This window comes from Aeromicrobium sp. Leaf272, assembly GCF_001422865.1.
In the GTDB taxonomy this organism is placed as follows: domain Bacteria; phylum Actinomycetota; class Actinomycetes; order Propionibacteriales; family Nocardioidaceae; genus Aeromicrobium.
The window spans coordinates 63,268-68,539 of record NZ_LMMY01000015.1; the positions used below are offsets into that span (position 1 = coordinate 63,268).

Sequence of the window (5,272 nt, forward strand, 5' to 3'; positions counted from 1 at the left end):
CCGCGCCCCGCGACGGCACGCGGCTGCGCGAGCTGCTGCGCGAGGCCGTGGCCGTCGACGACGCCCCCACGGTGGTCCGCTTCGCCAAGGGCGCCGTGCCCGCCGACGTCGACGCGATCGACACGGTCGGCACCGCCGACGTCCTCGCGCGCGGGGAGTCCGACGACGTGCTCGTCCTCGCTGCGGGATCCATGGTGCCCGTGGGCCTCGGAGCCGCCGAGAGGCTGTCCGCCGAAGGACTCGGCGTCACGGTCGTCGACCCCCGCTGGGTCAAGCCGTTCGACCCGGCCGTCGTCGCGCTCGCGGCGTCCCACCGCCTCGTGGTCACCATCGAGGACAACGGTCGCATCGGCGGTGTGGGTGCCGCGTTCACGCAGGCGCTGCGCGACGTCGAGAGCGACGTGCCGGTCCGTGTGCACGGTGTCGCGCAGGAGTTCCTCGACCACGCCAAGCGCCCGGTGATCCTCGAGCGCCTCGGCCTCACGCCCGATGCCGTGGCCGCCGACACCCGTGCCGCCTGGCAGCGGGTCGTCGGGAACAATCTCGAGCCGTGAGGCCTTGACCATGAAGTGGCCCTCTCGACGTGACCCCGAATCCCAGGACCCGACGCCGCGTGGCGACGGACCGGTCCTCATCCATGCCCTCGACGGCTTCCTGACGGCGGGTGGGGCCTCGCGGATCGCGGCCGAGCACCTCGTGAGCGGGCGGGGCGAGGTGGTGCGCAGCTTCGACGTCGACGAGCTCTACGACTACCGTGCCCGTCGGCCCATGATCACGTTCCGGCAGGACCACTACGTCGACTACGACGAGCCGCGCCTCGACATCGTGCGCGAGCACGACCGCTCCGGCACGCCGTACCTGGTGCTCGCCGGTCCCGAGCCGGACTTCCGCTGGGAGTCCTTCGTCGACGGCGTGCAGGAGGTCGTCGAGGACCTCGACGTCAGCCTGACCCTGGGCCTGGGTGCCGTGCCGATGGGCGTCCCGCACACGCGGCCGCCCATGATCACGGCCCACGGCTCGCGACCGGAGCTCGTCGACCGCAAGAACCTGTGGCAGGCCGAGGTGCGCGTGCCGTCGTCCGCCCAGTCGCTCCTGGAGTACCGGCTGACGCAGCGCGACATCGACAGCGCCGGCTACGTGGTCCACGTCCCGCACTACCTCACCCAGGTCGACTACCCGCCGGCCGCGCTGGCGCTGCTCGAGGCGGTCGTCGACCGCACCGGGCTCGACCTCGACCTCGACCCGATCCGCGCGGTGCAGGGCGCCACGGTGGCCGACATCGAGCGGCAGATCGCCGAGCAGGGCGGCGCCGAGGTGCTCTCGGGGCTGGAGGAGCAGTACGACGCCTTCACCCGTGGAGCGGCCCAGTCGCTGCTCGCCGACGACGACTCGATCCCGAGCGGCGAGGAGCTGGCCGACCAGTTCGAGCAGTTCCTGGCGCGGCAGCGCAAGAACGACGAGGGATAGCCCGACCACGAGGGTCGGCCCGGCTCCGGCTCCGGCTCAGGTGCCGCCTGCGTCGGCGGCCGGCACGGGATGCGTGCTCAGGAGGCCGGTGGGCCCCGAGCGCCGACCGCGCCCCCGGAGTCCGTGGACGACGATCGCGGCGACGACGCAGCCGAAGGAGCCCAGCGCGAGGTCCGCGAGCGTGTCCCCGTAGGCGCTCCGGCGCTCGCTGGACCGACTGATGAAGGCGAAGTACTCCGCGATCTCCCAGAACACCGCAGCCGGCACCCCGAAGGCGAGCGACCGCTCGAAGGTGGCGCCGAAGGTGGCCGTGCGGGGCAGCGTGAGCAGGATGAACGCAGCCGCGAGGAGGCCGGTGTTCATGAAGTGCATCCAGTCGTCGAACCAGACGATGCGGTCGTAGAGGTCGAGCCGGTTGCCGAGGACGTCGGTGAAGCAGGTGATGGTGACCATGAGGTCGGCCGCCCAGGGGAACGGACGACGCTCGCGCCAGAAGATCCACCAGACCACCGGGACGGTGAACGAGAGCAGCGGGTAGGCGACGGCTCGAAGTCCGGCCGCCTTGTCGGCCATGTTGCCGAGGTCCGGCGCGGACATGGCCAGCGCCAGGAGCAGCACGAGGGCAGCCTTCGCGACGAGGTCCAGGGTGCGGACGAGCTGCGGGACGGGGTGGCGCGCGGGAGCGGGAGCGACGGACATCTGTGTGAACTCTAGGTGATGTGCCTGGACGCCGGGTCGCCGCTGCGGCGAGGCCGTCGCGTCGGGTCGTGGCGTCGGTGAGGCCTCGAGTCGATACGATCTCGGCGTGCCCGCCTCACTGGACCAGCTCGTGACCCTCCTGGACCTCGAACCCCTGGAGGTCGGCCTCTATCGGGGCGGGCAGCCGGAAGGATCGAGCCTCACCCGCGTCTTCGGTGGTCAGGTGGCCGCGCAGGCGGTCACGGCCGCGCAGCTGACGGTCCCCGAGGACCGCTACATCCACTCCCTGCACGCCTACTTCCTGCTCGGCGGCGACCCGTCGATCCCGATCGTGTACGACGTCGAGAACGTCCGCGACGGAGGCTCCTTCACCACGCGCCGGGTGGCCGCACGCCAGCACGGCGAGACCATCTTCTACATGACCGCCTCGTTCCAGAAGGCCGAGGAGGGCTGGGACCACCAGGACGTCATGCCCACGGTCCCCGCGCCGGCGGACTCCACACCGCTGCTCGAGGTGATCCGTGCCGTCCGTCCGGACGAGGTCGACACCTGGAAGCGGGAGTGGTCGTCCTTCGACCTGCGCTACATCGGCGACAACCGACCGGAGGACGACCCGACCCGGCAGAGCGTCCCCGCGGTCCAACGACTCTGGTTCCGCGCCGACGGCACGCTCCCGGACTCGCGCATCGTCAACACGGCGGCCTTCGTCTACATCAGCGACTTCAGCCTCCTCGGCGTCGCGCTGATCCCGCATGGACAGTTCATCGGATCCCCGGAGGTCGTCCCGGCCTCGCTCGACCACACCATCTGGTTCCACCGGCCCATCCGTGCCGACCAGTGGCTGCTGTACGACCAGACGTCGCCGTCCGCCTCCGGCGCGCGCGGGCTCAGCACGGCCCGCGTGTTCACCGAGGACGGCACGCTGGTGGCCACCGTGGCCCAGGAGGGCCTGATCCGTCGCCGTCGCTCTTGAGCGGACCGCCGCTCAGGGGGTCCCGAAGGTCAGCGCCGACGGGTGCTGCGGGCCCGTGTGGACGGTCATCGGGGCCAGCGAGGGCAGCAGGGAGCCCAATGTCGGCAGCAGGTGCGGCACGTCGAACCCCTGCACCGAGACCCGCAGGCGGTGCCCCTTGGCCAGTCGGGCGCGCGTGGGGAACACCTCCACGTCGACCGGGGCGACGGTGCCGGCGGCCAGGGGCGCCTGGGCCTGCTTCGTGAACGGGTGGTGAGGCTGGACCAGGGTGCCGCGGACGTAGCGGGAACGCGTCGTGTCGAGGGCCCGGTGGGACACGACCTGCCAGCCGCCGGTCAGCCGTGAGACGGTCCCGTCGGGCGCCACGTCGGAGATCGTGACCGAGAGCATCCCGTCGCCCGTCGGCGTCGACGTGTACAGCCGGGCGTTGAGCGGGCCGTGCACGACGACGTCGGAGGTCAGCGGTGCGGTCTCGAATACCGGCCCGAGGGTGTCGTTGAACTGGTTGTTCGTGAAGCAGGGCAGGTCGGGCATCACCAGTCCGACGACGCCGGCCGTCCACTGGTTGGTGGACCGGCTGCACAGCCCCTGGGCGGGGATGGCGGGCACGGTCGTCCGGCCGGCGGTCGGCGTCCCCGTGGTCAGGCCTCCGGCCGACCCGGCGGTCCGGGCGGTCCCGCTGAGGCGGAACGTGCGCGGCGTGAGGCTCGACGGCATCCACTCCGTGCCACGGACCCAGCGTCCGCTGCCCTGCTCGAAGTAGCTGAGCCCGGCGATGTCGGAGAGCCGCTGGTTCGGCAGCTTCTTGACGTAGTGGTCGAACCACCGGAGCTGGAGCTCGCCGAGGCTGCCGTAGCCGGCCGACTCGAGGCCCTGGCCGCCGGAGGCCTGGAGGTGGTCCCACGGGCCGACGATCATCTTGGTGGGCACGCCTCGACGCTGGAGGTTCTCGTAGAGCAGGGGAGTCCCACGCTGGAAGAGGTCGTACTCACCGGCCACCAGGAACGTGGGCGTGGTGATCCTCGAGACCACCTCGATGGGGGAGCGCTGCGTGTAGAACGCGCCGTCGTAGGCGGGCTCACCGCCACCGAGGGCACTGACGAGGAGGTCGAGGCTGAAGGCGCCGTTGCCGAGCAGGTGCGTGACGAGGGTCCCGAGGCCTCCGGCCGGGTCGGTGGCGGAGAGGTAGGGCGGGATGATCGCGGTGCCGTTGACGAGACCGATCCACAGCGGGATGAACCCGACGTCGAGCGCGCCGCCGGAGGCGACCACGTCGCGGTACACGTCGGCGCCCGGGACCTGCGGGAAGATCGCCTTGAGGCCGGCCGGTCGGTCGGCGGCCGCGAACATCTGCGCGATGCCCATGTAGGAGGGCCCTCGCATGGCGGTGCTGCCGTTCGACCAGGACTGCTTCGCGGCCCAGGTCATGACCTCGCCGAAGTCCTTGCCCTCCCGCGAGCAGAAGGCGCACCAGGTCCCGGCCGAGCTGCCCGTCCCGCGGGCGTCGACGGTCAGCTGCAGGTACCCGCGCTTGACCAGGTAGGAGCCGTCGCCGCCCCCCAGCCCGCCGGCCTGGTCCTGCACGTTCTTGTTGTACGCGGTGATGGTGACGACCACCGGCAGTCGACGGGTCTCGACGCGTCCGGCTGCGTCGACCGGCCGCATGAGGTTGCCCCTCAGGACGGTCCCGTCGGACATCGGGATCGCCAGGTCACGCTCGGTGGTCGTCGTCGGGTACTGCTCGGGACGTGGCGACCACGCACCCGTGGCCTGCGCGGGTCCCGCTGCCGCGGCCACCGACCAGGCAGGTGCACCGGAGGCGGGCGAGGGTGCCGTCGCGGAGGCAGGGACGCTCGCGAGCGCGACCGCCGTCGTCGCGGCCAGGGCGGCCGCGACGACGGCGAGGGGACGACGTGTGGTGCGACAGGTCATGACGGGCTCCTCCTGGGGTCCAGGAGGTCCAACGAGGAGACGCCCGTCACGTCACTGCCCGGTCCGTCGCTCAGGACGGGGTGATGCGTCCGACCAGGTGCGTCGAGTCCTTCTTCTGCGCACGGACCCCGAAGTCGGTGCCGTCGTCGCCGGTCGTCGACCCGAACACCACGGTCGTGGGCAGGAGCACCGGCTTCTTGA

At 71.7% G+C, this 5,272-nt stretch carries 5 protein-coding genes; 3 read left to right on the forward strand and 2 right to left on the reverse strand.

Annotated elements, in window-relative coordinates; translation table 11 throughout:
• Together ASF38_RS19425 and ASF38_RS15505 are read left to right on the forward strand one after the other, a co-directional pair.
• Positions 1–554: transketolase C-terminal domain-containing protein (locus ASF38_RS19425; protein ID WP_304438663.1), on the forward strand; the 554-nt coding region annotated here is incomplete at its 5' end.
• A gap of 10 nt (positions 555–564) precedes the next feature.
• Complete coding sequence (locus ASF38_RS15505; RefSeq protein WP_055967934.1) at positions 565–1,467, forward strand: PAC2 family protein; 903 nt, start codon at positions 565–567, stop codon at positions 1,465–1,467.
• 36 nt (positions 1,468–1,503) lie between these two features.
• On the opposite strand, the gene ASF38_RS15510 is transcribed toward ASF38_RS15505, so the two are convergent.
• Positions 1,504–2,166: a hypothetical protein gene (locus ASF38_RS15510; RefSeq protein WP_056554497.1), complete on the reverse strand. Its 663-nt coding sequence runs from the start codon at positions 2,164–2,166 to the stop codon at positions 1,504–1,506.
• 106 nt (positions 2,167–2,272) lie between these two features.
• On the opposite strand from ASF38_RS15510, the gene ASF38_RS15515 reads away from it, so the two are divergent.
• Positions 2,273–3,139 carry an acyl-CoA thioesterase II gene (locus ASF38_RS15515; RefSeq protein ID WP_055967940.1) on the forward strand — a complete coding sequence of 289 codons (867 nt, stop codon included), beginning with the start codon at positions 2,273–2,275 and terminating at the stop codon, positions 3,137–3,139.
• Between the two features lie 12 nt (positions 3,140–3,151).
• On the opposite strand, the gene ASF38_RS15520 is transcribed toward ASF38_RS15515, so the two are convergent.
• A complete protein-coding gene (locus ASF38_RS15520) occupies positions 3,152–5,071 on the reverse strand; it encodes a CocE/NonD family hydrolase (protein WP_056577266.1) in 1,920 nt (639 codons plus the stop codon).
• Positions 5,072–5,272: the final 201 nt, after the last annotated feature.